Genomic DNA, 25,048 nt, shown 5'->3' on the forward strand with positions numbered 1-25,048 from the left:
TGTTACCCCTCCTTTATCCCTCTATACATCTTCCGAAATTTTGCCTTTGCTCGTGCTAGCATTGTTCCAACCGAGGACACTTCCATATGAGTAGCCTCCGCAATTTCTTTATATTGAAATCCCGAAAACTTCATTAATAAGAGGGTACGTTCACGCTCATCCATTTCTTTTAATGTACTTTGTACACGAGTAATTTCTTCTTTTTGAATACATTGTTCTTCCGATGACGGACTGCTAATTGACTGTTTATTATTTGCTTCTTTTTCGATTCTTGCTTGATGCCTTTTTTCAGATCGCAAATAGTTATATGCTGCATAAATAGATGCTTTTGCAAGCCATGCCGATACACTTTCAATTTGTTTCCATTCTGTATGATATAATTGCAAAAATACTTCTTGCGCTAAATCTTCAGCAATTGCTTGATCTCGCACAATCCTCATAATTTGTCTCACAACGTGAGCATAATATTGTTTAAATACATCTTGAAACTGTATATTTGAAACTGAATCTTGTTCATATATATTTAACAATGAAGCTTTCACCTCCACTCGTTTCTTCCTCCTTATTGGCTACTGTCACTATAAAGAAACCATGAGTTAGCTATTTGTGACAAAAAAATAAAAAATATTTTATCACCCTATGAAAAAAAGAAAAAAGCATTTTTTTAAATGGGCGAGAGGGACTGGCGATGTATGGGAGCGGTCAGGGCCCTTTCCTGCCACGCGCGAAGTTTTAAAACAAAGAAAGGCAGCAAGGTGCTTTGCCATTTTTGTCTTCGTAGCAGCAATCTATATGCCGAAAACTTCTAAATGAAATGTATAGCTGAATAGTTACAATTTATCCACAAAATGGTATAAAATACATATAACCATTTTTCAAGGAGAAGCAAATGAATACTAAAAACGCACAAAAAGAAATCAAGAAAACAAAGAGAAAAGTAGGAATTGTATTACTTTCTATGTTGATTATCGGAGTTGGCTTTGTATATTGGAAGTTTTTTAGTTTGCAAGGTGTTCCAACAGGAGAATTAATTCGAACAATTGAGTCCCCAAATGGCGAGTATAAAATTAAAACTTATTTCCATGATGGCGGATCATTAAGTGCAGACGCTGTTAGAGGCGAATTAGTCCATCTGAAAACGAATTCTACTAAAACGATATACTGGAATTATCCAGATAAAGATCCATTTGTTGAATGGCTTAATGAAACTACAGTTAAAATTGGAGATCAAACTTTACATATTCCGAAACAAGAAACATATGATTGGCGTGACGATAAAAACTATACGAGAGCATATCCTAAACAATTTATGAAATAAAAAAGGAGGATTATAGCATAAACAACATACCTGAAAAAACTTTAAAAAAGATCGAAAACGATATTACAAATAATGATTTAGGAAAAGCAAGAGATCGACTACATGGTTTAATTTCGACTTATCCCAATGCACTAGACCTTCGTAAAAAACTAGGAGATATCTATTACAAATTACAACACCCTGCAATGGCTGGTCGATATTGGTACTTAGAAGAACATAAAACACCTGAAATGATTGAGGCGTGTTCGCAATTTGAAAAATCTATGGGGAACAACGTTAATCATATAGCTAGAGCTTTGAAATTTAAAGGGGATAACGAAACGATTAAAAGGTTATGTTCTGAACATATCGTATCTTCTCTACAAGTAAAAGTAAAAGAAACAATGGTAGAAGAAACTAAAGAAACGTGGCAGGACAAACTCGTTCTTTTTGGGTGTATCTCGGTGCTTATATTAGTAATGTTGTTTACTCTACTTGGTATTTATACTGTCTTTGATTGGATATTTTAATAACTTATTCTTAGAACGGGAGGCTACATATGCAAAATATAAGTGAGCAAAACTTCCCAAAGTTACTTGGTCAATCAGTAAAAGAAATAAACCCCGAAGTCCAACTTCCTCTTATCATCATATTTGAAGATGGACATTTAACCGTAGAATGTGCGTGGCGTATAAGAAACCATAGTGAGGTGCAAGTAGGAAAACCAGACTATGAACTTGAAAAATTTCGGAAAATCACAAGAAAACTACTACGGAATCGTAAGGTACAAAAGGTACATCATTTTTCACCCATTTCCGATTTAACAATTGAATTTGACGAAAATATCTTTTTAGATATTTTTCATGATAGTGGATTTTTTGAAGGCTGGCAGTTAAGCATAGGGAATGATTTTCATGTTGCTTTACCAGGCGGAAGTTTAGGATAAATAAAAAGAAAAGAGAGAATTAGAATGGATGATACACCTAATTTAGCACAAGAAATTAAAGAATTGAAAGAATCTATTCATGAATTAAAGGATGAAGTCCGTAGTTTAAAAGAAGAAAAGAAAAAGAACAAATTCGATATTGGTGATAATTTATGGTTTGTTGCGATGTTAATCTTTGTTTTTGCAACTATATATATTACTCGTTAACAAAAAAGCTAGCAAACAAATGAATCGTTTGCTAGCTTTTTTTCATAGCACTGTATCTAATTCTACAATTTTTAAAAATCGGTTATTCCAAATATTTTCATGATGTTGAATAATTTGCTCTGCTTCTAATACTGCACTCGTTATTGTACTTTGTGTATTTCTAGAAAGAAGGTTATTTTGGTACCCTAAGCTATAAGCAGCTCGAATTGTAGTATCCAAACAAAATTCAGTTTGAGCTCCTGCAAAAATAATTTGCTCAATTTCTTTCTCTTGTAAGTAGTTTAATAGCTCTGTTTTATAGAATGCATCCCATTTCGTTTTTTGAATCACTTTATCTGAAGAAGTTTTCACTAGCCCCTTATGTAATTGCCACCCGTCTTTCCCTTCAAACATTTCATCTGTTTCTTCTGTATCCGTATGTTGAATGAAAATAACGGGGATATTTTTTTCGTGAGCTTTCGTAATTAATTTGTTTATATTTTCAACAACATGTTCTTTATCATATAAAAAGTTTTGCGGTTCAAGAAAGAAAATCTCTTGCATGTCAATGACAACTAAAGCTTGTTTCATTACTATTCCCCACCCTATTCGTTTCTTTTTTATTATAGCATTAATTGCCAAATCATGTCATTTTTTTGATAAAATTCCTGCTGTTGTATTTTTAAAAGAAGCCAAAAATGATTTCTACGAGAATTGGTTGCCACATTATGTTTTTCCAGAATACGATGAGAGTGAAGATACAATGTAAAATCCCGCCACAGAGAAACGATCTTTTCTCTGTGGCGGGATTTTTAACTCTTACTTTCAACTATTTTACCAGTACTGTATAATTCCCTGTTCCACCGCTATATTTATATACACTCAAGTAATATTTCCCTGGCTTCGCATTATAGTTTCCAAGCAATTTGTTTCCGTCGCGTTTTGTTGCATAAGCGGCATAGTTATTTAGGTCTGATTCAGAATATAATACCCAATTCATTCCAAGATTTTTTTCATTCGTAACGGTAATCTGTAAATCTTTCGAATCCTTTACATCAATAACAAACCGATCAACTTGATCTTGATCGCTTAGGCTGCCTCGTAATAATGTATTCAGAGATAGTGGATTCGCTGTTTCAAATGTATTATTCGGTTCTTTTTCTACAATAGGATCGTCTTCTGTATTCACTCCGCTAAACACAACATCATATTCAAATTGCCCAGCCGCGTTAACATGGTAATTCACGAAATAAGCAGTTAATGTTTTATATCCGCTCCACTCTTTTTCGGAAAGATGTTTTAGCATCTCATTCGTTGCTTGATTCATCACTTTCCGGTCCTCATTTTCTCCCTTTGATGCACTTCCTGTATATGTTCCTTGTAGTGTAAAGGTATTAAAGAATTGTGATTTATTCTTTGTTACCTTCACATCTTTTAACTTCGCTTCATTTGTAATATCTGCCGTGATATCCGAAAGCGCTTTCCGAGCATGCTGTGCTAAATAATCATCTGATACTTGCGGAATTGTATACTTATCACGATTATCAATCAGCATTTGCATATAAGATTGGTAGTCTGCATTTAATTGATTATCTTTACTTAATGCAGAGCGATATGCATCGTAACCTGGGACATCATTTGCACGAATTAAATCATGCACTTTATCAAACATATCAGGGCGGTTATTATACATATAAGATTGCAATGCAAACGAATAGTTATAAAAATCCCACGTTCCGTATTTTGCATATAATGTTTGCTCTGCTGTGTATCGCTTAGCTAGATCAGAGGGTAATCTGCCAATCATACTTTTTCGCGGTACAACGCTATCTAATCGTGTTGAGCCTGCAAAGAACTCCGCATTTCCTTCTTCAAACCAAGTTAAACGTTCATTTTGATACAGTTCTCCTTGTCCCCATAATCCTGGAACTTCGTATCTTCCCTGTAAATAGTGTGTAAATTCATGACGGAACAATTCTTCTAAACTAAAAACACTCTGCTGCGGTGTACGTTCATATGTAAAGAACGTTCCGATTCCTTCAATATAAATCCCACCATTATTCGTTTCATAGCCGTACAATTGACGGTTAAATTGATATTCGTCCGGGCTATTGTAAATGACCATTGTTAACACATCATCAGCATGTCCGCTTTCAAGCGGTTTATCGCTACCAACTGTACGATAAAATTGAGAGCGTACTTCTTTTGCCGCCCAGTATAAACGTTTAATTTTGTCTTCGCTAACTTTATCTCCCGCTTTAAAAACAATTGCTCCGTCATCAAATGTATACGTTTTTGGCAAGTATTTCTTTTTACCATCTTCGCGAATTTGATCTAAATTGATTGTTTTTCCGTTCGCATCTACTCCGCCATAATTTGTAACAATTTGTTCTGCTGCGACAAAATATTGCTGTCCTAAATATGGATAAATTCGCATCGCTTCTGTAACGACTTGCTGTCCTTTTGCCTGTGTACTATGAAATTTGCCAAATCGGCTAGCATAGTAAATTCCGTTATTAATTAACCATCCGTTTTTATCTGTTACCGTACCAATTAGCGCAAAACGACTGATTTCATTAATAAAACTATCAATGTTTCGATACCACATCATATCTTTTGGTTCCTTATCCGTATCATACATATACGACTGAACTTCATAATCAATTCCTTTCATCAATTCATATACAGCATTTCCTTTTGTTATATCCTCAATGAAAGTTGCAAGATTATTATTATATTGCTTGAAGATTTCACCTGCATATTGAATAACTTCAACATCAGCTGATGCGTTTCCAATCAGCTTTCCATACGATGAAATAACTTTGTTTTGTTCCGATGTACCAAGTTTAAAATTTGAATTTTTTGCAATCGTTTTCAAAGCTGGTAAACATTTATCATGATAGCTACGTTCATTTAGTTTGCTTAATTCATCATGATAATAACCTAAATAAAATGCCGCACGTAGAGCTTCTACTAATGTCTCAATTCCTTTTGAATCATCTTTCGTATAGCTTTGTCCTTGTTCTGTTAGTTTATCAATGATCGCTTGCATCCGACTATCATCTTGATAGAACTTCAGACTATCACTAGTAAACTGAAATAATTCCGGAATTTGATACCATTTAATTGTAATAAGAAGATCGGTTAATTGTTTGTTGCTTAATTGATTCAACTCAGCCATCGAATATTTTTTTTCTTCAACTAGTTGTTTAGCATTCTCGTTTGGCGCTAGTGGACGCTGCGATAAGTCTGCTAACTTTAACCGTTTTGTAAGAGATGTACTTTCTTGTACATTTGAAGAGTGCGCTAACTCATCAACAGATTTCTGTACTCCTACTGGCTCCATTTGTAATACATTCTTCGTATTTTTCTCTTTCGTCTCTGCTTGAACTTGCAAGCCATTACATGATATCGTAACAAGTCCCACACCAAGCATCAGTTTATAAAATTTCGAGTATTTCGCCATGCTATTTTCTCCTTTTTTATAAAATAGTGAAAATTCTGACTTTTCAATCGAAACTTTCTTTCATATACCTTCACTAGACAACGGCATCCCTCAGTGATACCTGTAGGTCAATATTTTCATCACAGCTACTGCTAAATTCCTCCCTTCCTTATCTCATATAAGCAAGAACCGTACCAATATTAAAATTCACGAAAAAGACACATTTTAGACAGAATAGTCAAATAATTTATACACAAATAATTTAGTCATGTATAAATTATTTGACATAAAATCCCAGCATTCTGAAGTTAATTATTCTATTGGAATGAAAATTATATCCATTATCGAAAAATGTCGAATTTATAAGAATATTGTCTTTTTTTCGTTGATTCATTTTATTTTTAGTGATACACTCATATCATAAAGAAAGAGTAAAATGAAAAAACCCTTCAGTTTTAAATTTTTCCGAAAATTAAGTTTCATAACCATTTTACTGTTCACTTCCATGCTTGTGTTTCTCTTACTCTTTCTTTTTTAGCATCCCCCTTATCAAGCAAACAGGCTTAATAAGGGGGGATTTGCGTATAAAATCCTTGTTCATTTTTATGAAAAGCAAAAAGCACTTTTGAAAATTTCACAAGTGCTTTTTAAGATTAGCAAATTACCGATTCATAAATTGCATTCCTATATCTGTTGCATCTTCTTTATTTAAGTGATAGATTGTTTTGTTGCCAACACATTGAACATAAGCTTCGGCATAGTATGGTTCAACGCTAAACAATACTACATGAAATGTAATTCTTTTCCCATCATCTAACACAAAATCAATTTTACGGTGCGAAGATTGTTCAAAAAATCTCTTCTTGAAAAATTCTTTTTGTGTCACCACTTTTTTTGAACTCGTTAACTTTTGAAATACATCTCTCGCATCTTTCCCACCATCTGTAATCATACCTTCAGCAACCGAATGCGTTTCTAAATATTGCACCTTTGATATCATATCAGTTGTTAGCGCTACTTTATCTTCATGTTCTATTACAAAGATATATATAAATAAAGGAACAAATATAAATAATAATCCGAATGCTATTTTTTTCACTTGTATTTTCCTACTTTCTAAAAAAGAACCGAATAGGCTCTTTTTTAATTATTGAGTTTTAAGATCTAAAAAATTCACTATAAAAAAAATCTTATTACATACTATATAAATTTTAAATTTCACCATATAAGCCGCTGCTATGTAGCAACAAAACATGACCTGTACTTGCTTTCTCCCCTTATTTTCACAGATAAATCAGTTGCATCCTCATTTTTATCTGCAGTTATAATTATACCTGTTTGAAAACCATATGCTGTTAAACTAGACAATTTATCTTGAGGTACGAAATTCTCTATTGCAGAACGAACTTCAGACGTCATAAACATAAACAATTTTTAATCTGTATAAATCCATTTTAATTTTCCGACATATAAGTCACTGCTATGCAGAATAGCTCGCTTGCTCCCTTTGTTTTAAACCTTGCATGTGGCAGGAAAAGGCCCTGACCGCTTCTATGCATAGCCAGATGCTCTCGTCCGCCTAAAAAGAAAGAAGGTTTTTATGTCGATTTTTTAATTTGTATTTATATATTTTCTGTATGCTAAGCATAAAACTAGTCAAATCATTTACTGATAATCTAAGCGTAATATTGGTTATTTTGTAATGACTTTACATAAATAACCGTTATTTACATCGCTATTCATCTGTACAAATATGCAATTTTGCATATCCAAATAAAGGGAAGTAGTATACAGAGTGTGATTAAATTATACTAAACAAATCTTAAATTCTATTAAATATATTTTTGTAGATTAAAGTGGTTATTTTCTCAACTTGATATATCAATTTATAGCTATTTTAATTACTTGAATTATAGTAAACAATCATTTTAGAAGTATAATATTTCTACTCAAATTAATATGTAATAGTCAAATTATTAAATTTTAATCGACAAAATTCTACTATTTACGCGCTAAACATTTAATGTTTTAATAAAGGTGTAATTGGTATGACCACTAAGAAAGAAGGGGATACGCTCATAGAAGTTCAGTAAAGTTGCAAGTAACACTGTGTTAGTTTTAATTTTCTTAATACTCAGTTATTTTTCGAGGCATCTAGAATTACAAAAGTATCATACTTGTAAAAAATAGTATTCTAAGTTTCTACATAGCAAAAGTGATTTTATTCCGCAATAAAGGTATGGGCAATGTACAGTATAATATCACTTTTTGTAGTCCTGTAGAAATAATAAAAGAAGGGGAGAGAAAGTATGAAATCAATGTCAAAAAAAGTAATGACAGGATTATTTGCCGGAGCAATGGGTCTATCTATCTGGGCTCCTGCAAGTCAAGCAGCAACTCCAGAGAAGAATCAATATTATAATCTTAAGTTGAAAGCTAACACAAATCTAATTTGGGATGTAGATAGTGCATCTCTTGATAATGATAGAGCGATACTTTTATGGGGTGGAAGTACTGCTGAAGCCCATAGACAATTTGCATTTTTCCCACTTGATGGAGGAACATATGCAATTGTAAATAAAAATAGTGGAAAACCTGTAGTAGTTGATGGTGGTCCTGCTTACTTTACTGTTAATGGTCAGGCTGGGGCATTTCCATCTAGAGAGGCGTTGCGACAAGAGAGTTGGACTGGTGCCTCTAATCAACAATGGTATTTACGAGACCAGGGAAATAATAATTATGAAGTTGTAAACCAGGGATATGGGAAAGTTGCATCTTGGGCATGGGAGGGGACACTTGCTCAGCATTGGGAGTATACAGATTTGGATGATTCAAATCCTTCTGATTCAAATAGAGTATTTAACATTGCTAATTCTGGCAGTTCTTTTTCATTACCAACCTTACCAACTATAGGAACTAGACCGAATGCTCCAGATTATAATCAAGCTGGAAATATTGATCAACAGTTACCTCAAACTTCAGCGTCTGTTGTTGTTGGGGCATCTTTAATACCATGTATTATGGTAAAGGATAATGGGGCGAGTGATTATACAAAAATACACAATTCACCATATTATGTTTTAGTAAAAGAAGAATATTGGGAGAAAACACGATCAGAAATTATTCCTGCTGGTTCCTCTAGTAAGTATACACTTAAAAGAGGTGTAAGTACTGTAGATCAACAAAAGATGACTGATACGCTTAATATGAGCTTTGGAGCAGACTTAGGATTAAAATTTGGACAACAATCTCTATCACTTAAATCAAGCATTTCAAAAACAATACAAACAGAAGTTAGTTCAACTTCTACGGATGCAACGGAAACAACAGAGGACAAGACTATTAATAGTATAGATGGTAAAAACACAGGACTTACAGTATATCAGCTGGTAACAAAATATACGTTAAAGAGAACAGACGGTACAGCTGTTTCAGATTCTTGGAGTGTAAGAGACAGTTCTCAAACATTAGCAAGAACAATAGCTAAGTAGGAAATATATTGCGATATATGTCAACAGTAAGTGGACAAGCAAAGTGAAGTGATGAACCCCCCTCAAAAAATGAGGGGGTTTCCCTGTTACAATTATTTGTTTACATCAAATAACAAAATAAGTATTTCTGTTCCTATTAAATATTCCCCCCTTGCTATATTTAAAAGAAAGAAATGTGAGGAGAGAAGAACATGCAAAAAATTCTTTTAGGAAATTTAGTAGTATTTGCAATACTAACGAGTATGTCTTTTGAACATAATGAAGGCGCAACGAATTCTAAAGAAGAAACTAAAGAGGTTGATTTAATGTCTATCTTGCCATTTGAGTATTAAAAAACAATCACTAATGAGATGAAATATATTCTTTGTAAACAGCATTTAAAAAGGATAAGTAGTTTCAGAACCTTCTTGTATTGAATGCAAATATAATCTTACTACTGTTTTAGGATTTTGACCTTTGAGTGTATAAATGTCCTGTGATTTTTGTAGTTCACTATATAATTTTTCTTCTTTACGATTTAAATCCGCCGAATAAGGAGAAAGAGGAAAACAAATCAAAGAATAATCACTCTTAAAAGAAAGTTGCCTATTTTTTCTTGCTCATTTTCTAGAACCCCCTCGTGTAATCGTAACAAAAAAACTTTACACCAGATTTAATACGTTAAATCATTCTTGTAGATGCAAAAAATACCGAGCACCATCGCTCGGTATTTCCCAAATCCTACTCCTCTTTCGGAAGAACAATTCCTTTATACAATTGAACTGTGACGAAATAATAAATCGCGTAAATAACTACGAAAATCAAGATTGGAAGCCATATACGGAAATAAGGATTAATTAAAATGAACGAGAAGATGTTCATACCAACTAATACGTGGACAATCCCTACGATTCCCGGGAATAGGAATACTAAGAATAACTCTTTGTAAATTGATTTCGTTAATAATTCACGGCGAACACCAATTTTGCGAAGCATTTGGTAACGTGTAATATCACTTGATGCACCCGAAAGAATTTTAAACATTAAACAACTTGCCATCATTGCTAGGAACGCAATTCCTAAGAAGAATCCCATAAATACTGTTCCGCTTGCAATGCCATAAAATCCAGTATAAAATTGGTTCTTACTTTGCAAGGAATTTTCTTTTACATTTTTATACTTAGCTAGCTGCAACTCGTCAATTTTTTTCCATTCTGTTTTATATGTTAAGAACTCATCTACTTTTCCAATGAATGCAACACCCTCTTTGCCTTGCAAACCATCATACATTTTTTGGTCTACAATTTTGATTGTTTGATTAGAGGATACATAAGATAGATGAATCGTGTGTAATGCCTGATCCCAATCTTTTGGAATCACATTATCAGATTTTTCTTGACTGGAACTCGAAATTGCACCTACTGGCAGTTCTTCAGAAACTCGTTTCACTTTACCGATATCTTTCATCCCTCTAAAAACTTTTAAATCTTGTACTAAAGGACGATTTTTCTCTAAATCTTCTTTTACATAATACACATATTTATCGTCTGTTTTGTAACGATATTCACTTTTCTCTTTAAATGTAATACCATCTAAAATTTTCTTTTCTTCGGCTGTTGGATTATGAATTGCAACATCATAAATTGCCAAACCATCTACAGTAAGCATAACATTATTTTTAAATGCCATACCGCCAGAAATCGCACCTGCTCCAAGCGCAATTAACATTGCTACTGTCGCTAATACCTTTGTTAAGCTATTGATACGGAAATTTAATTGTGCAAATGTAAAGGCATTAAGTCCTTTTTCAGTAACCTTTTTATTACTTTTAAGCTTTTTAATAGTAAGCGGAAGGAATGTTCCAAATAACATGTAAGTTCCGGACGTTACAGTAATTAATGCAATAATAATCCCCATTTGCAACAACTTATCCATGTAAATCATAGAAGCATAGCCGATTGCTAACAGAATAATTCCAACGAATGCGGCTATAACAGTCTTTATTCCTGTTTTAGAAACACGATCCGTTTTAGAATCTGCATGAACCAGTTGCAGAACCGTAATACGCGATAATTTGATACTATTCATAATTGCTGATAAAACAAATAGTACTAAAAAGAAAATACATGTAACAAGCATAGATGGGACATAAAACGCATGATAGCCACCTGCAGTAAACTCAAGCTGCTGCATAAGTAGTTTACCAATTCCTTGCGCCAGCCCTACACCTACTGCAATACCAACGACAAGAGATGCTGCTCCTAATACAATGGTTTCAATAAACATAAGCATTGTCACCTTATGTTTTTTCGCTCCTAGCATCATGTACATACCAAATTCTTTTTGACGAAGTGATAGTAAGAAAGAATTAGCATATAAAATGTAGAAGAATGTAATGATAGCTAATAGTACCGCACCAGCATGGAAGACGAATTGAATACTACTGATTACAGAATTCGCTTCAATAAACGCTTTATTTAGCGCTAACGTTTGGAACATGTAAAAAATCGAAATTGACATAACAAGACCAACGAGTAAGACAATGTAGTCTTTCAGCTTACTTTTCAGTCCTGACATGGAAAGCTTAAATAACATGCCTGTCTCTCCTTTCTTACGCTTTTTGTGTGCCTAAGTTTGCCAGCACATCTAAAATTTCTTTATAAAATTCTTCACGTGTACCCTTGCGATGAATTTCTTTATATAACTCACCATCTTGGATAAATAAAATACGTCGGCAATAACTTGCACTATACGGATCATGTGTAACCATCATAATAGAAACACCTTGTTCTTCATTTAAGCTTGTCATCGCATCTAACAAACTTGTTGCGTTTTTAGAATCTAGTGCTCCTGTTGGCTCGTCTCCTAAAATAATGGCTGGTTCATGTACAAGTGCACGTGCCGCTGCTGAACGTTGCTTTTGTCCCCCAGATACTTCAGATGGATATTTTTGAAGAATCTCTGAAATTCCTAGCATTTCTGCTACCTTCTCTACTTTCGGTCCAATCTTTCTTGAAGGAACGCCTTGCAGTGAAAGAGGCAATGCAATATTTTCATAAATTGATAGATTTTCTAGTAAGTTAAAATCTTGAAATATGAAGCCTAATTTTTGTGAACGGAAATCAGATAATTCCCCTTGCTTCATTTTCGTAATATCTGTACCGGCAATTTCAACAACGCCGTCCGTCGCTTTATCTAATGTTGAAATAACATTTAATAATGTGGTTTTCCCAGAACCAGAAGGTCCCATAATCCCAACGAATTCGCCCTCTTGAATAGAGAATGATACGCCCTTTAATGCATGTGATTGGCTCTCACCTTTTTTACCGTATACTTTTTGAACATTCTTTACGTCTACAACTGGTGCTTTCATATAAACCCTCCTGTGCTTTGTTTTCCTGTTCCTATTTTGCTCTTTTAAAGCATTACCTGCCATAGATTAAACTTACATTTATCTTACATTTTTGTCATATAAGAAAATGGCTCCATACGTTACGTGTAAACATGTAACGTATGGAGCCATTTATTATTTTAATAATATCTATTTTCATTTCATGTAATAGAGTTGCATTACAACCGTGTGATTTTTCCAACGCTCGCACTTGGATCTACATTTAATGTATCGCTATATTCAACTTCATCCACTTTACAATCTGGACCGATCTTTATATGACGACCAGACACAATTGATGCATCTGTTTTACTTAAAGTGATGTCGTTTCCTTTTATCGTTTTACAAGCCATTCTTTTCTTTATGCCTGGGATGAAACTTGTGAGAGATATAAATTTACGAGATGGTGCTAACTTGATTATATCCCCTTCAACATTTTGCAATTCACTAGGTGCTATAAATCCTATTTCAATCTTTTTTGCTTGCAAATTTCCATTTACTCGAACAGCCCCTTGCACTGTAAATGTTTTGGCACACACATCTTTCTTTATTGATAAAGTACCCGATGAGTGTATATGTTTTGCCTGTATTTTTCCTAATTTACAACTACCCGTGTTTTTTATTTCGTTAATTTGAGATACTCCTTCAATCTTGCATGCACCAGAATTACTAAAACTTTTAGCAATTAAACTTCCCCGAATTGTGCAGTCCCCGATTATACTAAATTCATTAGCCTGTACATCCTTTTTAAAAGATGCAACACCTTTCACACGGACACTTTCAACAATAACTGGTTGTGAAAAAGATTTACTTCCAAATACATTGAGTTTCTCCTGTACATTATTAGCTCTTGTCTCCATAGTATTTTTCATCTCTATTCCCTGTCGTGTTTTATAAAACCTCAAGCATATCAATATTTCTCCCCACACTAAACATACCACATATTACCATATTAAACATAAAAAAGCTGAGCTCATGTAAGCTCAGCTTTCTTCATTTTATCCTTTTAAAACAAATTCATTACCTTCGTTATCTTTAAAAATGGCAAATGTACCCCATGGCATTTCGTTTGGCTCTTGTGTAAATTCCACACCATTTTTCTTCATTGTTTCATATGTATCTGCCATATTTTCCATTACAAATACAATCGATGCTTTTCGTTCATTTGCATTTTTCATACCTCTCTCCCATAAAAAATAAAACCAGGTCATACTCCGACCTGGTTTACTCAGATTGCTTCGATTTTTGCGGTTGTCCTTTTTTACGGTTTCTTTTCTTTGCTTGTACTACTGGATCTAATTCGTTTGAAAACTCAGCGTTATGTCCATTTTGTGTTTTTTGCTCTGGGTTATTTTGATCTGAACGCGTTGCCATTTCTATCGCTCCTTATTAATGCGGTGTAATAATCATTTGATGTTGTAATTGTCTTATTGCCATACGCGCACGATTTAATTGTTCACGTTGTTCATCGTTTGCATAGTGCTGCATCGTTTGCATCTCATTGTAAACTTGTTCTAATTGAAGCTGCGCATCAGAATAGTTCATTTTATTGTAATGCTCTTGTCTCATTCCAATGTCCAATTGTTCTTTTGCATATTCCATTGCTTGATGTGCATTTTGGATGCACGCTTCCAGTGATTCACGCTCTGCCATGATTGTTCCTCCTTACCAATATTTCTCCTTTAGCTTGTCCGTTCTATATGAACCTTATGAGTATGTTATAATGATTTTTGCTCATATCTTTGAGGAGGAATAACTATGAAAGTCCAAAATCCTTTCCCATATTCAAATGACAATAAACGTTACCATACGTGGAACTACCATCTGCGCGGACATTTCGGCGAGAAAATCTTTAAAGTTTCCTTAGATGCTGGATTTGACTGTCCAAACCGTGATGGCACAGTTGCGTACGGGGGCTGTACATTTTGTAGTGCGGCTGGTTCCGGAGACTTTGCCGGTGACCGCCGTGATGATGTTGTTACGCAATATCATGAAATGAAAGAAAAAATGCATACGAAATGGAAAGATGGTAAGTGTATCGCCTATTTCCAAGCTTATACGAATACACACGCTCCTGTTGAGGTGTTAAAAGAAAAATTCGAACCACTTTTAAAAGAAGAAGGCGTTGTCGGTCTTTCTATCGCTACCCGGCCAGACTGCTTACCTGATGATGTTGTCGAATATTTAGCTGATCTAAATAAGCGTACGTACCTTTGGGTCGAGCTTGGCTTACAAACCGTACATGAACGTACAGCGCTTTTGATTAACCGCGCTCACGATTACCCTTCTTATGTAGAAGGTATAAATAAACTTCGTAAGCATAACATTAACGTGTGCTCACACATCATTAACGGTCTTCCTCTTGAAGACTATGACATGATGATGGAAACAGCGTGCGAAGTGGCAAAACTTGATATTCAAGGAATTAAAATTCATTTGCTGCACTTATTAAAAGGAACGCCAATGGTGAAGCAATATGAAAAAGGACAACTACAATTTCTATCTCTTGAGGATTACGTAAATCTCGTTGTTGACCAGCTTGAAATCATTCCATCAGATGTCATCGTACATCGCATCACAGGTGACGGTCCGCCCGACTTAATGATCGGTCCGATGTGGAGCTTGAACAAGTGGGAAGTATTAAATGCAATTGATGCTGAATTTATACGCCGCGGCAGCTGGCAAGGTAAATATGCAAATGAGGTGGAGCCAGTATGAAGTTAGAACGCATCTTACCTTTTGCTCGTACGCTGCTAGAGCGAGCGGTGCAAGAAGGAGATTATGTTGTTGATGCAACGCTTGGCAATGGACATGATACGTGCTTTTTAGCAGAGCTTGTCGGCGAAAATGGAAAAGTATTTGGCTTCGATATTCAAGAAGAAGCAATTTCCAATTCAAGCGCACGGCTACAAGAAAAAGGACTGGCTGAGCGTACCGTTCTTATTCATGATAGCCACGATGCATTAACAGCAGTATTACCAGAAAACGCAAAAGGAAAAGTAACCGGAGCGATCTTTAACTTAGGTTACCTTCCCGGCGGTGATAAAAGTATCGTCACAAAACCAAACTCAACTCTTTCTGCATTGCAGCAATTATTAGAAGTCATGGCACCAGAAGGAATTATCATTCTTGTCATTTATCACGGACATCCTGAAGGACAAATAGAACGCGATGCCGTTGTCAAATTTGCCGGGCAGCTAGATCAAAAAGAAGCACACGTACTAAAGTACGAATTTATGAACCAACAAAATAACCCGCCGTTTATTATTGCGATTGAAAAAAGATAATCGCCGCACCAATATATCGGCGCTTTTCTCGATATATCGACCGTTTCTCATCATATATCGACGCTTTTTAAAACATATCGGCGATTCGACACGAAATAAAGACTCTTCGACAAAACTCGACATAGATACACCTCCAAAAATACGTGCATATTGCGCGTATTTTTTATTGCCGAAGAAGGATTCTCTAACTCGAAACAAGAATTTCTATATTCGAATTAAAACAAAGGGGATGAACAACCATGATTGGAATACTAGCAGGAATGGGCCCAAAGTCTACCGGGCCATTCGTTGATAATGTAGTAAAACAATGTCAAAACATTTACGGTGCGAAAGATGACATGGACTTTCCTCATATGATGATCTACTCATGTCCAACACCGTTTTATATTGATAAAGCTATTAACCATGAAGATATGAAACGTGCAATTATAAACGGCGCACAAAAGCTTGAGAGTACGGGTGTTGATTTTATTGCTATGCCATGTAATACGGCACACCTTTATTTTGCTCAACTGCAGGCATCCATCTCAATTCCAGTATTAAATATGGTGGATGAAACGCTAAAAGAAATTCCTCCTCACACGAAAAAAGTAGCTCTTTTAGCAACTGATTCGACTGTTCAATCAGGTATATATCAAGAGGGATTTGTTAAATGTGGTGTAGATTACATTCAAAAAGATAGCTGGCAAACTGCTATCAATCAAATTATATATAAAATAAAAAGAGGACAAATAAATGAAGCAAGTAACTTGTGGCATACACTATGCTTAGAATTAGCTGAAACTGTCGATGTTGCTGTCATAGCATGTACAGATTTGAATGTCGTATCAGAGACAAAGCAAAATCATCTTCACTTTGTAGATTCCGCTACATGTCTTGCCAAAGCTATTGTAAACAAGTATTTAGTTCATCAAAAATCTAATTGAACAAAAGGAGCCCCCATACAAAAGTATGAGCGCTCCTTAATTCATTTCTTCCTGATGTTTTAAGAACCAAATATCCCCAATCATAACAACCGCTAATACGGCCTGGATGATGTAATCTACAGTTGTTGGCCCACCTGCTTTTATCAGCATATTATAAATGCCAAGTACAAATGAAATAGAAAGGCACACGAATAATGAAACTTCGATATGATCATATAACTTTTTAAAGAATTTTTTCATCTGAGCACCTCCGTATTTATATTTTACCATATAATAGAAAAAGGAGGTGAATACATGACAATCTTCGGTATCATATTTTGGTCCATTTGCATTTTGCTTATTAGTGTAGGGTTTTTCTTACAGCGAAAATATAAATCCGAAGCTCCAAATAAATCAGATAACCAAACCATTCATGAGGAACTAGGAAGAGATGATCAGCATCGGAATGATTCTTTTATGCATTAACATAAAGTGAAACTTTAATCAGTGGGGGTTTTCTTCATCCCCCACTGATTATCAGCCCTCACCAATCGGGCTTTTACGGGCAGTTTATCTCCCACCTAACTTCTTTGCTTCCGCTGAATTTTGAGGCGGGAGTATTACTGCCCAAGAATAGCGGGATAAAAAACGAGCTGCATCCTACCCTCTGTAGAATACAGCTCGTTTTCATCACTGTGCCATCTTCTTCCGATATAGCTTTCCATTCCAATAGAAAAAGCGTGAAGTAAGGCCCCCGTATTTCACAATGCGCCGTGCCATGTATTGCATTTCTTTTTGCTGCGACACTTTCTCGTCTGATAAATAAATTCCAAGCAACCCACGGCTTATGAGGCGATGAAATTTCATATGCGGCAGTTGTTCCAAGCTTCTTTCTGCTTCTATTACAAAATGTTTCAATCTCTCAAGAGTTGCTTCTTTATTTTCATAGTAACTACAAAAATTTAAATCTCCGCCAATACGGTCTTCTTCTTGGTCAATGAAATAATCAAGTAAAATATGTAATCCTTGTACATAAGGAAAATATCCTTGTTTAATTTTCATAATATCATCATCTGTTAATTCATCATGGAATGCATACGCTACAAGACAGAAAATACCGAGCGTAGAACCTGCACAAGCTGAAAACTCAAACCAGCTCATTGGCGGAACTTTTTCACGATGCGCTGCAAACCACGTTTTCAAGCGCTCTTCTCTCTCTTCTTGCTTTACATGTTTATGAATTTGCAAATCACAGTAATAACAAGCAAATTCATGAAGAATCGGTGCAATCTTATTATAATGCTTCGTCTTCGCAAGCACTTCTTGACAAGTTATTACAAGTTCATCTAAATAACCACCATCATCTTGATCATCACGGTAACGATAATAGTTGCTTCCTTCGCTTCCTGGTGTTAGCGCTGCAAGCATTGACTCATGGAGCGCTGCAAAATCATTTGGATCAAGTGATGTACTACGGTCGCATAAATTATCCAAATAATCACTAATCGTTTGGTACGCTACAATAAATCGAATACATTCCTCGCGATGTTCATCAGCAAGCAACGCTAAAATGCTGCCGCCTTCACAGTGAAATGTTTTATGCTCAATGCTCGCTAACGCTTGATTATGAAGTTCATCATTCGGAATATGGTAGGCGCGTTCTTTCCACATTGCGAGCTCATGGTGTACGACCGGAAACACATCTCGGTATACTTTCGCCATGAGCGTTATGGGGTTACTCGGTACTTTCACTTCTTTCTTCATCTCCTCTAAATGAATATGGTCAAATACTTTTAAAATATATACTGTTCAATTATTTATTTCTATTTTCTAAATTAAATGAGTTTCCACAAATGATTTTGCATATGCAAAAACGTCATCTTTTTCATACTCATTAAACAGCTCATGATAACAGTTTGGCCATTCCTTGTATGCTTTGTCACTAATTTTCAGACTATCAAACCAGCTGCATACACGTGTTTTATCTACAAGTTTATCTTCACACGCCTGCATTAGCAAGAGCGGTACGTCTGGAAATTCATTTCGTTTTTCCTGTGCAATTTCTATCGCTTTAATTAACTCACTATACCAACGAACTGATACTTTGCGCAAGAACAATGAATCATTTTCCATCGCATCGCGAATTTCATGATTACGCGTTGCCATTTCGACTGTAATATTCGAATTAAATTGCATTTTCGGCGCCACAACATTTAGCACTTTCGCAATGGTACGAAGCGGTAGTTTCGGCGATGATAACACCCCTAAACACGGCGAAGTCAAGATTACTCCTTGCACATCCATTTTCGTTTCTTGCAGCACGCGAATAACTATTAATCCCCCCATACTATGTCCATATAGAAAAAGGGGCAAGTAATATTTTTTCGCTTCTTTAATCCATGTCTTTACTTCTTCTATGTATTCATCAAATGATGTAATATGTCCTCTATTTCTTGAAGTTGTTCCGTGCGCTGGTAAATCTCCCATCACAACATGAAAGCCAAGATAGCGCCACATGTCTGCAAGTGCCTCGTAACGTCCATGATGCTCCATTGCACCATGTACCATAACTATAACACCTTTTGCCTCTTCCGCTTCATAATTCCACATAAAATTCCTCCGTTTCACTCTATTTCATAATTTGCTACACTAATATTAGTTTCTAGGAGAGGAAGGTTACTTATATGATTTATCCTTACAAAGACAAAAATCCAAAAATTGCCAATAGCACATTTATCGCTGACTATGTCACAATTACAGGTGATGTTACAATTGGTGAAGAATCAAGCATTTGGTTTAACACTGTCATCCGCGGAGATGTTTCTCCAACGATTATCGGGGACCGAACCAATATACAAGATCAATGTACACTTCATCAAAGTCCAAAGTACCCGCTTATTTTAGAGGATGATGTCACAATTGGACATCAAGTCATTTTACATAGCTGTACAGTGAAAAAAGATGCATTAATTGGCATGGGATCCATTATTTTAGACGGAGCTGAAATTGGTGAAGGTGCATTTATCGGTGCCGGCAGTTTAGTACCGCAAGGCAAGAAAATCCCGCCAAATACACTTGCATTCGGTCGCCCGGCCAAAGTAATCCGTGAACTAACAGACGAAGACCGTGAAGATATGGCTCGCATTCGTCGTCAATACGTCGAAAAAGGACAATATTATAAAAGTTTACAAACGAAATAAAATTTTTAGCTGCCACCTCAAATGGCAGCTTTTTCTTCGTAAAACTCTACATTTTCTTTACAAAACCTTAGTATTCCCTCAATGAAATCTTATTAAAATAAAAATGAAACCTTAGTAGGGGGGAGAAATTTGATGAAAACTAAACCCATCAGCTCCTTATATAAAATAGAGTGCTACATCTTCAAAGGAATTAATCGCTATTTCGAGCGTAAAACATTAAACATCTTTTTTCGCACCATTACACACATGGGCGGCGCTACCTTTACAATCTCTCTTATTGCATTCTTACTTGTTCTCACAAACGGATCTTTACAAAGCGCAACAATTGCAAGCGCTATTTCCCTTGCGATTAGTCATATTCCTGTACAAATTTTAAAAAAGTTTTATCCGCGCAAACGTCCTTATTTAACGATTCATAATGCAAAATATCCGGCGAATCCATTAATGGACCATTCTTTTCCATCTGGACACACGACGGCTATCTTTTCTGTTATCATCCCTTTTCTATTATATGAACCAAACTTAACATTCTTGCTACTTCCAGTTGCAATTAGCGTGGGCATTTCACGTATTTATCTCGGCCTGCACTATCCATCTGATGTACTCGTTGGCATGTGTCTCGGATCAATAGCCGGCATTATTTCTTATTATCAATTCATTCCACTTTTTATATAAAATAAGGTTCATCATCGTAACATGGGGTTGATTTTTTGAAAATGAATCATTTTTCATACACGGAACGGAGAGTGGCGACTCCTGCGGGAATAGCGAGGGAAGTGAGACCCGGCAGGCTTGCCGAGGAGGCTCGCTCTCGCCCGCGGAAAGCGTCCACTCGGAGTGGAGTGGAGTGTACATCTATCTATATGTCACCCCCGTCTTTTGGTGATGAACCTAAAATAAACTATAGCCCTTGGGACGCTTTCCAAGGGCTTTTAAAATAAACTATTTTTGATATTGTTCGATTTCGAATTTCAGCAGATATCTTAAGCTGAATGTATCGCATTCAAAATTGAAGTTTTATTTGTAGTAAACAACAAATACTTCTGTTTTGTAGTCCTAATTAAAATTCGATCTGTTGTCCCATATGGCGTTCCGATTCGAATCGCACTCGCTTCTTCTCCACCATAAGTATCATCTTCAGTGACCTCAATAATTTCCTTTAGCGGAATACAAACTTTTGCTAGTTGCCATTCAATCATTAATTCTTCGTCTGTTTTTGTAACTTTGATTCCTAACATGTGATCAAGACCTTTCTTTCCATTTATTTTATAGAAAAAAATGAGAATACATTAAAAATTTTACATTATTAACGAAAAGATAAAATATGCAATTATGCATATCTAAATGGTAATTATTGTATTATAATAATTTTATGTACCAAAGATACCGAGGTGGATATGCATGAAATTCAAAGTCAAGCAAAATCCTTTTCATACGCCTATAGTTTTGGTAACTATTTCCATTTTAATGTATATTAAGCTATAAAGTGAAACTTCCATCAGCCCTCACCAATCGGGCTTTTACGGGCAGTTTATCTCCCACCTAACTTCTTAAGAAAAGCGGAAGCGGCTCGCCCAGAATGTGAGGGGAATGGAGCTTCTGACGTAGAGGTGTTTTTTACCTCGTAGGAAGAAGCGAAGCCACCGAACATTCTAGCCACTGGAACTGGACAATGCTTTTGCTGAATTTTGAGGCGGGAGTATTACTGCCCGCGAATAGCGGGATAAACCTATGCGGTATAATTTTCATACTTATATTAAAGGCAAGAAACGGTAAGAAAAAGAAAATAAATAATCATATTAATCTACAAAAAGAAGAAATAGAAACGAAAAACAAGTAAAGGAACGTAGGTGTCTATGAAAATATTCATGTTTTGCTTAGGAGCAATCGGAACAATTATCATGGCAGTATACAAAACACGTAAAAACATGACGGGTAAAGACTTAGTCATTGTTTATATCGGTTTCATCTTAATGATGATATGTCTAGCTTACATTGGAGCAACAGACCCAAAACATTAAAAAGGAGACAGGAAAAATGTTATTAATTATCATTTCAGCTATTATATTCGGATTTTATATTAAGAGACAGAAAGCAGAAAAGGGAGACGATTTCAGTTGGAAACCGATTATCCTTCAAATGGGATTAGGGTTATTAATATTCGGATTTTTCTATTTCGGATTCATTGCAATCAATGACATGCAATAAGACGATGTTACAATTAATAATTATGTTAACAGTAGGGGCGTTCTTCTTTATTGTAGATAGACCATTACTAAGTATTATAAGTATGTTTCTAGTATTCGTATGTAAGTCTATATACGATACTAGAAATAGTAAGAGTAAATAAGTGAAAGGGAGACTACAACGGACAAGCATACGTTAAGACAAACATTACAAAACTATGGTCGTGCTTTAGCAGATAACATGTTGCCTTTAACATTTATTATTGGTGAAGACATGGAGTTTGGTAGAGAAGACTTACAATTTGCAGATTCTTTCTTTGAAATATCAAATCCAAGGCCATTCAAGAAACAAATAATATTTACTTAAGTTGTATGATTTTGTTAAGCATAATCAATCTTCTATTTGTTTATATATAAATCCAAATTAAAAACCTGACATAAACCCCTTTTCTTTTAGGCGGACGAGAGCATCTGGCCATGCATAGAAGCGGTCAGGGCCTTTTCCTGCCACATGCACGTGTTAAAACAAAGGGAGAAAGCAAGTAGCGGTCATGTTTTGTTCTTCATAACAGCGACTTATAAAGGCTCGCTCAGAACAAGAGGGGGATGGAGCTTCTGACATAGAGGCGCTTTTTGCCTCGGTGGAAGACGCGAAGCCACCAACTGTTCTAGCCGCTGGAGCTGGATCATAAAGAAAGGCGGAAGCGGCTCGTTCAGAATCGCAGGCCGCCCACGCCCCCGACAGAGAGGTGCTTTTTTACCTCGTCCGAGGGGGCGAAACGACCGGAGATTCTAGCCGCTGAAGCTGGATCATAAAGAAAAACGGAGCCGACTGTTTAGGCCCGTTGGCTAAGGTTCTTTTACACAGAAGGTGTTTTTTTACCTTCTCGTGTGGAAGGTTCTTAGACATGAGGGCTTAGGAGGTAGAGCTCGACAAAGATGCTAAAAAATTAAAATGGATTTATATACAATCTTAGAGGCAAACAGTAGCTGTGAAAATCTATTAGCAACTAACTTGACGGATTTGTTTTTCAACAGCATCAAAATAAAAAAGCAGATCTACTCTGCCTTCTTATTTTGATATATTTTCTTTTACAAGTAACTGTTTCTCTGACTTTACAAACCATAAACCCATAAAAATAACGAGTCCGCCAATCAATTGTTGTAAAGATAATTGCTCTCTTGCCCATATTGCTGCAAATAAAACCGCTACAAACGGTGTAATGTACATATACACCATCGTATGAGATGCACCAATTTTTTGAATCCCAACGTACCACATTACAAGCCCAAATACAGTAACAAGAAAAATGGAATAGAGTAACGAAAACCATGTACTGCCGTGCTCGATTGCAGAAGGTAACTGAACAATTTGCCAACCGCTTAATAATACAAGCGGCACCGCACCAATTGCTGAAGCCCAGGCCGTTACACGCAAAGCAGAATACCTTTTCATAAGCGGCGTTGCTAAAACAGGATACAATCCCCAGCAAATCGAAGTAATGAGCCCAATTGCATTCCCATAAAAAGATTGCACAAGAGAATGTCCTACAAGTAATACAAGTGCAGCTCCGATACACGCAATAACTGATCCAACAAGTTTACGTGATGAAAACTGCTCTTCTTTCAAAAACACCGCAAACATCGTCGTAAAAATGGGAGAAATCGAGATTAATAACGATGCATTGGTTGCAGACGTATATTGAATCGTCTCCATAAATAACGTTTGATACAGCGTAATTCCAACCATGCTAACAAAAATAAGTCTTATCATATCTTTCCATGCAATATAAAGCGATTTCTCTATGTAAAACGTCAGCAACAATAACAGCGGCGCCGCAGTAACCATGCGAATGGCTGTAAATTGGATTGCGGTTAATTCTACAAGGCCGTATTTTCCGATTGTATAATTAATTCCCCATATGATAACGACACATAACAGCAGTAATTCAATTCCCCATCTTTTCATATATTTCCCCCGCTATATCTGATACTTTACTTCATTAAGTTTCGAGACATGTGCTGTAACTCCTTCTTACTTGTGAAATCCCTACTTTTCTCATTTACAAATAGCAAAAAAGAAGAAAGCAAATATAATCTGCTTTCTTCTCACTTTGTTGAAAAAATCGTTTTTCAACAGTATGTAGAGACACTTCTTCCTATGAAGAAGTAACTCTATTTCTATCTTTATTTTACTTTAACAGCATATGTCCCATTTTCCGCATTAGTTGTATACACATATAAATAATACTTCCCTGGTTTTGCAGTAAACTTTCCTTTAAGTATATTTTCATTAGATTGTCCGCCTGCAACGTATTTTTTCATATCTGATTCATGAAAAAGCACCCATGCCATGTTGATTTTACATTCGTTTATGACAGAAATGTTCATTTCTTTTGGCGATGACACATTAAACGTATAAGTATCTTTATTATCTCCATCCTTAAATGAACCTTTGAGAAGCGTATTAAACGGAATTACATTTGCTTGTTCAGGACGATCATTTGGTTCTGTTTCAGTTGCTCCTATTCGATCTACATCAACTGTCATTAGTTCTTTACTTTCTTTTCCTTTATCATCTTTCATTGTTACGGTTGCCGTATACGTTCCTTCTTTTTCATATGCATGAGTAGGATTTTCTTCTGTGCTTGTGTTACCATCTCCAAAGTCCCAAAGGTAAGAAACAATTTTTCGATCTTCAGCTTTTGAACTCTCACTCTTAAACTGAATTGCGC

General features: G+C 35.6%; 29 protein-coding genes and 2 pseudogenes. 14 read left to right on the forward strand and 17 right to left on the reverse strand.

The features are described from left to right. Window positions 1–2: 2 nt before the first annotated feature. Window positions 3–530, reverse strand: coding sequence for an RNA polymerase sigma factor SigX (locus tag MR076_RS03760; RefSeq protein WP_242218120.1), 528 nt, complete (start codon window positions 528–530; stop codon window positions 3–5). Window positions 531–889: 359 nt separating this feature from the next. Here MR076_RS03760 and MR076_RS03765 point away from each other — a divergent pair, with 359 nt between their 5' ends. Genes MR076_RS03765 through MR076_RS03780 form a run of 4 tightly spaced genes read left to right on the forward strand, consistent with a single transcriptional unit; the run spans window position 890 to window position 2,450 of the window. Then, entirely contained in the window at window positions 890–1,318 is a 429-nt protein-coding gene (locus tag MR076_RS03765) for a DUF5412 domain-containing protein (RefSeq protein WP_242217775.1), read from the forward strand. A gap of 17 nt (window positions 1,319–1,335) precedes the next feature. After that, window positions 1,336–1,827, forward strand: a complete 492-nt coding sequence (locus tag MR076_RS03770) for a DUF6584 family protein (RefSeq protein ID WP_242218122.1) — start codon at window positions 1,336–1,338, stop codon at window positions 1,825–1,827. A 29-nt stretch (window positions 1,828–1,856) separates the two neighbouring features. Further along, the gene (locus MR076_RS03775; RefSeq protein ID WP_242217781.1) at window positions 1,857–2,243 is read left to right on the forward strand and encodes a hypothetical protein; all 387 of its coding nucleotides are present in this window, start codon (window positions 1,857–1,859) and stop codon (window positions 2,241–2,243) included. Window positions 2,244–2,267: 24 nt separating this feature from the next. After that, window positions 2,268–2,450 carry a hypothetical protein gene (locus MR076_RS03780; protein WP_242217783.1) on the forward strand — a complete coding sequence of 61 codons (183 nt, stop codon included), beginning with the start codon at window positions 2,268–2,270 and terminating at the stop codon, window positions 2,448–2,450. 42 nt (window positions 2,451–2,492) lie between these two features. On the opposite strand, the gene MR076_RS03785 is transcribed toward MR076_RS03780, so the two are convergent. The 3 genes from MR076_RS03785 to MR076_RS03795 form a co-directional block, all read right to left on the reverse strand. Continuing rightward, complete coding sequence (locus MR076_RS03785) at window positions 2,493–3,020, reverse strand: isochorismatase family protein (RefSeq protein ID WP_242217785.1); 528 nt, start codon at window positions 3,018–3,020, stop codon at window positions 2,493–2,495. 238 nt (window positions 3,021–3,258) lie between these two features. Continuing rightward, entirely contained in the window at window positions 3,259–5,895 is a 2,637-nt protein-coding gene (gene colA, locus MR076_RS03790; RefSeq protein ID WP_242217788.1) for a collagenase ColA, read from the reverse strand. A gap of 640 nt (window positions 5,896–6,535) precedes the next feature. After that, on the reverse strand, window positions 6,536–6,973 hold the full coding sequence (locus MR076_RS03795) for a hypothetical protein (RefSeq protein ID WP_277928351.1): 438 nt from the start codon (window positions 6,971–6,973) through the stop codon (window positions 6,536–6,538). 1,210 nt (window positions 6,974–8,183) lie between these two features. Between MR076_RS03795 and MR076_RS03800 the strand changes: the two genes are divergently transcribed. Together MR076_RS03800 and MR076_RS03805 are read left to right on the forward strand one after the other, a co-directional pair. Next, window positions 8,184–9,365, forward strand: coding sequence for an RICIN domain-containing protein (locus tag MR076_RS03800; RefSeq protein ID WP_242217789.1), 1,182 nt, complete (start codon window positions 8,184–8,186; stop codon window positions 9,363–9,365). Window positions 9,366–9,556: 191 nt separating this feature from the next. Further along, complete coding sequence (locus MR076_RS03805) at window positions 9,557–9,697, forward strand: hypothetical protein (protein ID WP_242217797.1); 141 nt, start codon at window positions 9,557–9,559, stop codon at window positions 9,695–9,697. Between the two features lie 388 nt (window positions 9,698–10,085). Here MR076_RS03805 and MR076_RS03810 read toward each other — a convergent pair whose 3' ends face one another. From MR076_RS03810 to MR076_RS03835, 6 genes and pseudogenes are all read right to left on the reverse strand, one after another. Further along, window positions 10,086–11,939, reverse strand: coding sequence for an FtsX-like permease family protein (locus tag MR076_RS03810; RefSeq protein WP_242217799.1), 1,854 nt, complete (start codon window positions 11,937–11,939; stop codon window positions 10,086–10,088). A gap of 16 nt (window positions 11,940–11,955) precedes the next feature. Continuing rightward, window positions 11,956–12,717, reverse strand: a complete 762-nt coding sequence (locus MR076_RS03815) for an ABC transporter ATP-binding protein (RefSeq protein WP_242217805.1) — start codon at window positions 12,715–12,717, stop codon at window positions 11,956–11,958. Window positions 12,718–12,914: 197 nt separating this feature from the next. After that, entirely contained in the window at window positions 12,915–13,607 is a 693-nt protein-coding gene (locus tag MR076_RS03820) for a hypothetical protein (protein WP_242217807.1), read from the reverse strand. Window positions 13,608–13,733: 126 nt separating this feature from the next. Further along, window positions 13,734–13,895, reverse strand: a pseudogene (locus MR076_RS03825) (VOC family protein); the annotation flags it as partial. A 64-nt stretch (window positions 13,896–13,959) separates the two neighbouring features. Beyond that, the gene (locus tag MR076_RS03830) at window positions 13,960–14,109 is read right to left on the reverse strand and encodes a glycogen biosynthesis protein GlgD (RefSeq protein ID WP_242217809.1); all 150 of its coding nucleotides are present in this window, start codon (window positions 14,107–14,109) and stop codon (window positions 13,960–13,962) included. Between the two features lie 15 nt (window positions 14,110–14,124). Further along, window positions 14,125–14,388 carry a YtzC family protein gene (locus MR076_RS03835; RefSeq protein WP_242217811.1) on the reverse strand — a complete coding sequence of 88 codons (264 nt, stop codon included), beginning with the start codon at window positions 14,386–14,388 and terminating at the stop codon, window positions 14,125–14,127. 105 nt (window positions 14,389–14,493) lie between these two features. On the opposite strand from MR076_RS03835, the gene mnmL reads away from it, so the two are divergent. The 3 genes from mnmL (at window position 14,494) to MR076_RS03850 (ending at window position 16,948) form a co-directional block, all read left to right on the forward strand. Further along, window positions 14,494–15,453, forward strand: coding sequence for a tRNA modification radical SAM protein MnmL/YtqA (gene mnmL, locus MR076_RS03840; protein ID WP_242217813.1), 960 nt, complete (start codon window positions 14,494–14,496; stop codon window positions 15,451–15,453). Continuing rightward, window positions 15,450–16,022, forward strand: coding sequence for a tRNA 5-(aminomethyl)-2-thiouridylate-methyltransferase MnmM (mnmM, locus tag MR076_RS03845; RefSeq protein ID WP_242217815.1), 573 nt, complete (start codon window positions 15,450–15,452; stop codon window positions 16,020–16,022). The genes mnmL and mnmM overlap by 4 nt, the downstream gene beginning before the upstream one ends. 239 nt (window positions 16,023–16,261) lie before the next feature. Beyond that, window positions 16,262–16,948 (forward strand): aspartate/glutamate racemase family protein, encoded by a 687-nt coding sequence (locus MR076_RS03850; RefSeq protein ID WP_242217817.1) that lies wholly within the window; start codon window positions 16,262–16,264, stop codon window positions 16,946–16,948. A gap of 36 nt (window positions 16,949–16,984) precedes the next feature. Here MR076_RS03850 and MR076_RS03855 read toward each other — a convergent pair whose 3' ends face one another. After that, window positions 16,985–17,188 carry a hypothetical protein gene (locus MR076_RS03855; RefSeq protein WP_242217819.1) on the reverse strand — a complete coding sequence of 68 codons (204 nt, stop codon included), beginning with the start codon at window positions 17,186–17,188 and terminating at the stop codon, window positions 16,985–16,987. 54 nt (window positions 17,189–17,242) lie between these two features. On the opposite strand from MR076_RS03855, the gene MR076_RS03860 reads away from it, so the two are divergent. After that, on the forward strand, window positions 17,243–17,413 hold the full coding sequence (locus MR076_RS03860) for a hypothetical protein (protein WP_242217821.1): 171 nt from the start codon (window positions 17,243–17,245) through the stop codon (window positions 17,411–17,413). A 204-nt stretch (window positions 17,414–17,617) separates the two neighbouring features. On the opposite strand, the gene MR076_RS03865 is transcribed toward MR076_RS03860, so the two are convergent. Together MR076_RS03865 and MR076_RS03870 are read right to left on the reverse strand one after the other, a co-directional pair. Next, window positions 17,618–18,679: a tetraprenyl-beta-curcumene synthase family protein gene (locus MR076_RS03865; protein ID WP_242217823.1), complete on the reverse strand. Its 1,062-nt coding sequence runs from the start codon at window positions 18,677–18,679 to the stop codon at window positions 17,618–17,620. Between the two features lie 78 nt (window positions 18,680–18,757). Continuing rightward, window positions 18,758–19,537, reverse strand: a complete 780-nt coding sequence (locus MR076_RS03870; protein WP_242217825.1) for an alpha/beta hydrolase — start codon at window positions 19,535–19,537, stop codon at window positions 18,758–18,760. 74 nt (window positions 19,538–19,611) lie between these two features. Between MR076_RS03870 and MR076_RS03875 the strand changes: the two genes are divergently transcribed. Both MR076_RS03875 and MR076_RS03880 read left to right on the forward strand, forming a co-directional pair. Next, entirely contained in the window at window positions 19,612–20,127 is a 516-nt protein-coding gene (locus tag MR076_RS03875) for a gamma carbonic anhydrase (RefSeq protein WP_242217827.1), read from the forward strand. A gap of 132 nt (window positions 20,128–20,259) precedes the next feature. After that, complete coding sequence (locus tag MR076_RS03880; RefSeq protein WP_242218126.1) at window positions 20,260–20,802, forward strand: phosphatase PAP2 family protein; 543 nt, start codon at window positions 20,260–20,262, stop codon at window positions 20,800–20,802. Between the two features lie 308 nt (window positions 20,803–21,110). Here MR076_RS03880 and MR076_RS03885 read toward each other — a convergent pair whose 3' ends face one another. Next, window positions 21,111–21,365: a SunI/YnzG family protein gene (locus MR076_RS03885; RefSeq protein WP_242217833.1), complete on the reverse strand. Its 255-nt coding sequence runs from the start codon at window positions 21,363–21,365 to the stop codon at window positions 21,111–21,113. Window positions 21,366–21,983: 618 nt separating this feature from the next. On the opposite strand from MR076_RS03885, the gene MR076_RS03890 reads away from it, so the two are divergent. Both MR076_RS03890 and MR076_RS03895 read left to right on the forward strand, forming a co-directional pair. Then, complete coding sequence (locus MR076_RS03890) at window positions 21,984–22,148, forward strand: hypothetical protein (RefSeq protein WP_242217838.1); 165 nt, start codon at window positions 21,984–21,986, stop codon at window positions 22,146–22,148. 16 nt (window positions 22,149–22,164) lie between these two features. Further along, window positions 22,165–22,335, forward strand: a complete 171-nt coding sequence (locus MR076_RS03895) for a hypothetical protein (protein ID WP_242217843.1) — start codon at window positions 22,165–22,167, stop codon at window positions 22,333–22,335. Window positions 22,336–23,385: 1,050 nt separating this feature from the next. Here MR076_RS03895 and MR076_RS03900 read toward each other — a convergent pair. The 3 genes and pseudogenes from MR076_RS03900 to MR076_RS26970 form a co-directional block, all read right to left on the reverse strand. Next, the gene (locus MR076_RS03900) at window positions 23,386–24,282 is read right to left on the reverse strand and encodes a DMT family transporter (protein WP_242217848.1); all 897 of its coding nucleotides are present in this window, start codon (window positions 24,280–24,282) and stop codon (window positions 23,386–23,388) included. A 218-nt stretch (window positions 24,283–24,500) separates the two neighbouring features. After that, window positions 24,501–24,899, reverse strand: a complete 399-nt coding sequence (locus tag MR076_RS26500) for a PPC domain-containing protein (protein ID WP_472927080.1) — start codon at window positions 24,897–24,899, stop codon at window positions 24,501–24,503. Further along, window positions 24,879–25,046, reverse strand: a pseudogene (locus MR076_RS26970) (PKD domain-containing protein); the annotation flags it as partial. The pseudogene MR076_RS26970 and the gene MR076_RS26500, both read right to left, overlap by 21 nt. Between the last annotated feature and the right edge of the window lie 2 nt (window positions 25,047–25,048).

The sequence above is a fragment of the Bacillus cereus group sp. BfR-BA-01380 genome (genome assembly GCF_022663535.1).
GTDB lineage: Bacteria > Bacillota > Bacilli > Bacillales > Bacillaceae_G > Bacillus_A > Bacillus_A cereus_BB.